We start from the raw sequence: 3,677 nt of genomic DNA, 5'->3' as shown, positions 1-3,677 counted from the left end.
ATGGTGGAGGGAGAAGGATTCGAACCTTCGAAGGCTGAGCCGTCAGATTTACAGTCTGATCCCTTTGGCCACTCGGGAACCCCTCCAGAGAAATGGTGCCGGCACCAAGAGTCGAACTCGGGACCTACTGATTACAAGTCAGTTGCTCTACCAACTGAGCTATGCCGGCGTGTCATTTCGGTAGCGGATATTATGGAAATGTGCGCATAAGTGCAAGAGCAAAAGTGAAAATAAATGAAAAAAAGCCGTTGAATGGTGCTTTTTTACGCTTGAGAGGCATTTTTAGTATACTTTTATGGCTTTTAAGACTCTTTAACCATCAAAGCAATCGGCCGAGCTCTTATTGCAGTTGTTCATAATAATTTCATAGTGTAATGTGCCCTCCTGAACGGAGAACTTCGCAATGTCCCAATCTAACCAAATTCATAACGCGCTTTACTTAGCATTTCAACGCTCTCAGTGGGCAGGACTAAGAGAGTCAGTACCATTAACGTTAAGTGAAACTGATTTAGCTAACTTGCGAGGTATCAACGAGAAAATATCTTTGTCGGAAGTAACCGACATCTATTTACCTCTTAGCCGTTTACTTAACCTTAATGTCGGAGCTAAACAGCAGCGCGGCCTAGCATTAAATAAATTTCTTGGTCATGTTCCGGCAAAGCGCCCCTATATCATTAGCATTGCAGGCAGTGTTGCCGTGGGCAAAAGCACCACCGCACGTATCTTGCAAGCTTTGTTGAGTCACTGGCCAGAACACCCGAAAGTTGATCTAATCACTACAGATGGCTTTTTGTACCCGTTAGCAGAGTTAAAACGTCGGGGCTTATTGCAACGGAAAGGGTTCCCAGAAAGTTATGATATGAAAGCCTTAGTCGAGTTTATATCTTCGATCAAAGCAGGCGAAGCTGAAGTCAGTGCGCCAATATACTCACACATAACCTATGACAGAATAGCCGATCAGCAACAATGGGTTCGTCAACCTGATATTCTTATTATTGAAGGGTTAAACGTTTTACAAACAGGGCAAGATCTTCCCGTTGATATCCAGCGCCCCTTTGTCTCTGATTTTGTAGATTTCTCTATCTATGTCGACGCTAACGAAACCCTATTAAAGCGGTGGTATATAGATCGCTTTTTACAATTTAGAAGTGGGGCCTTCAGTGACGAGAATTCCTATTTCCATCACTACTCGAAATTTAATGATGAAGAAGCAACTGCTACCGCGGCCAATATTTGGGACACAATTAATGGACCAAATTTAACCTTAAACATATTGCCTACACGGGAAAGGGCGCATCTGATCTTACAAAAAGGACCTGACCACATGATGGATCAAGTCCTATTACGTAAATAAGGGTTATGCCAAGATCAGTCTGCTTTACGTAGGCTGATCTCTCCTCCTATAAAACTTTGCAACCCAGCATCGGTTTCCAGCAAAATAGCTCCCTGCTCATCAACTCCCCTACATACACCGAGCACCTCTTCTTGCCCCATGAGTAACTTAACTTGTCTACCATCAAATAGATCCGCATCACGCCATTGTTGAGAAAAAGCACTTAAACCAGAGCCTTGGAACACACTTAAGTCTCGCTGTAACTGTTTTTGCAATAACACAAGTAATTCAGTTTTATCCGGCATAGCGTCTTGGCCGACAAGATCACTCCAAGGCTGATCGATCATCGCTGCATGCTGCTCACTCATGGCCATGTTTAAGCCAATTCCTATGACTAAATTACACTCACTATCAGTTTGGCCATTCATTTCGATTAACACGCCAGCTAGCTTTCTATTTTCTAGGTAAATATCATTGGGCCATTTCACGCCAACGTCTTTAACACCTAATTGTTTAAGTACCGAAACTATAGAACAAGCAACTACAAGACTTAACCCCATAGCTTGAGCCATTCCTTGCGGAAATTGCCAAAACATTGAGAAATACAGATGGCAACCATAAGGCGACACCCATACTCGACCTCGACGTCCACGCCCAGCAGACTGATACTCTGAGACGCAAATATCACCTGAGACTAGCTCTTCTGCATGCTTCAAAATAAACGCATTGGTACTTGGGATCTCATCAAAGTAGAAACATCTATTGGCAATTTGCTGCTTTAATTTAGTCTCGTCAACTAATGAAATCGGCCCATTTAAACGATAGCCTTTACCCTTAACGCTATATATATCGACACCATACTCTTCTAAACCTGCAATATGATTTGCAACCGCAGTCCGCGAAACCCCAAGTAAAGCAGCTAACGCTTCACCTGAAACAAATGAACCAGCTGCAAGCTGTGATAAAATTTCCCGTTTACGGATCCATTGCTCAGCCATAATGCTATAAACTCCTTTCTCCAGTTGCAGTGATCATTCTAGGTTCTGCTTCCAAAGTGATGCCAAATTTCACTTCAATCTTTTCAACAATTGACTTAGCTAATGCTAAAACATCATCGCTGGTTGCATTACCTTTATTAATTAACACCAAAGCTTGCTCTGTATGCACAGCCGCACCACCAATTTGATACCCCTTCAATCCAGCTTTATCAATTAGCCAGCCAGCAGCGACCTTTATCTGATCGACTCCATGAGGGTAACCAACAATGTCGGGATAAACAGTTGTGAGACTGTCAAATTGGGCACTTTCAATTACAGGGTTTTTAAAGAAACTACCAGCATTACCATATACGGCTGGATCGGGCAGTTTGGCAATGCGAGTAGCACAAATACAATCAAATACTTGCTTTGGTGTCACCTGTTTAGCATCAAACTCTCTTAACGGACCATAACCTAATTGAGGTTGCCATACTTTTGATAGTTTAAAGCCTACTCGTGTGATCACCGCTGTTCCCAGTAATTCATTTTTAAAGACCGAATCACGGTAAGCAAACTTACATTGATCCGCTGGTAAACGAATTTGTTTGCCACTATCTAAATCAAGGTAATCAACCCAATCACAAAACTGCTCTAGTTCAACACCATAAGCACCAATATTTTGAATTGGAGCAGCGCCAACAGTGCCAGGGATCAATGCCATATTTTCTAAACCAGCAATCCCCTTCTGTAAACAGAAGCAAACTAAATCATGCCAATTCTCACCAGCGGCAACACTCAAATAATGATTGTTTTCATCCTCTGAAATATCAACACCCTTAGTTTCTACCAACACCACAGTACCCAGAAAGTCTTCGCATAGAACTATGTTGCTACCTCCACCCAAGATCAGCATAGGTAATTGTGTCTGATAGAGTTTACAACAGGTATCAATCAGCAAATCTAATGTGTTGGTTCGAACCAATTGCAGACAGCCTTGCGCTAATCCGAACGTATTGAAGTCTTTAAGAGAGTGAAATGGACTGCTTGGCATTTGAATATCATTTGGAAGAAAAGAGCTATTGTAGCCTAAAGAAGCATATCGAAGAAGTGTCGAGCAAATTAACGTTAAGCTTTAAATAGATAGAAAACGAGCATAGAGCTCATTATAAATACGATTATGTGGCTAATATTAATCGTTTTTACCAAATCACAGATACGAAAAAGCCCTGCTATTGCTAGCAGGGCTTATCTTAATGTTTGTGGGTGAGTACAGCGATAGCTGTGAGCTTACGAACGCGAAGTGCAGCGTAGCTGGGGCGGACTATTTTTTGTAAAAGTCCGCGACGTCACGATTAGATTAATAAATA

3 protein-coding genes and 2 tRNA genes are annotated in these 3,677 nt (G+C 42.0%); 1 reads left to right on the top strand and 4 read right to left on the bottom strand.

Annotation, left to right across the window (positions count from 1 at the left end; translation table 11 throughout):
• Window position 1: 1 nt before the first annotated feature.
• Window positions 2-86: transfer RNA gene (locus L884_RS0113510), tRNA-Tyr, on the bottom strand.
• 7 nt (window positions 87-93) lie between these two features.
• Window positions 94-169, bottom strand: a tRNA-Thr gene (locus L884_RS0113505).
• Between the two features lie 234 nt (window positions 170-403).
• Between L884_RS0113505 and coaA the strand changes: the two genes are divergently transcribed.
• A complete protein-coding gene (gene coaA, locus L884_RS0113500) occupies window positions 404-1,354 on the top strand; it encodes a type I pantothenate kinase (RefSeq protein ID WP_028767996.1) in 951 nt (316 codons plus the stop codon).
• A 14-nt stretch (window positions 1,355-1,368) separates the two neighbouring features.
• Here the strand turns inward: coaA and birA are convergent, their stop codons facing one another.
• Together birA and murB are read right to left on the bottom strand one after the other, a co-directional pair.
• Complete coding sequence (birA, locus tag L884_RS0113495; RefSeq protein ID WP_028767995.1) at window positions 1,369-2,331, bottom strand: bifunctional biotin--[acetyl-CoA-carboxylase] ligase/biotin operon repressor BirA; 963 nt, start codon at window positions 2,329-2,331, stop codon at window positions 1,369-1,371.
• 4 nt (window positions 2,332-2,335) lie between these two features.
• Window positions 2,336-3,361, bottom strand: a complete 1,026-nt coding sequence (gene murB, locus L884_RS0113490) for a UDP-N-acetylmuramate dehydrogenase (protein WP_028767994.1) — start codon at window positions 3,359-3,361, stop codon at window positions 2,336-2,338.
• Window positions 3,362-3,677 lie beyond the last annotated feature (316 nt).

It is taken from the genome of Shewanella fidelis ATCC BAA-318, from assembly GCF_000518605.1.
Lineage (GTDB): Bacteria > Pseudomonadota > Gammaproteobacteria > Enterobacterales > Shewanellaceae > Shewanella > Shewanella fidelis.
Note: the sequence above shows the minus strand (reverse complement) of the source record. Positions and strands in the feature narration are given on the sequence as shown.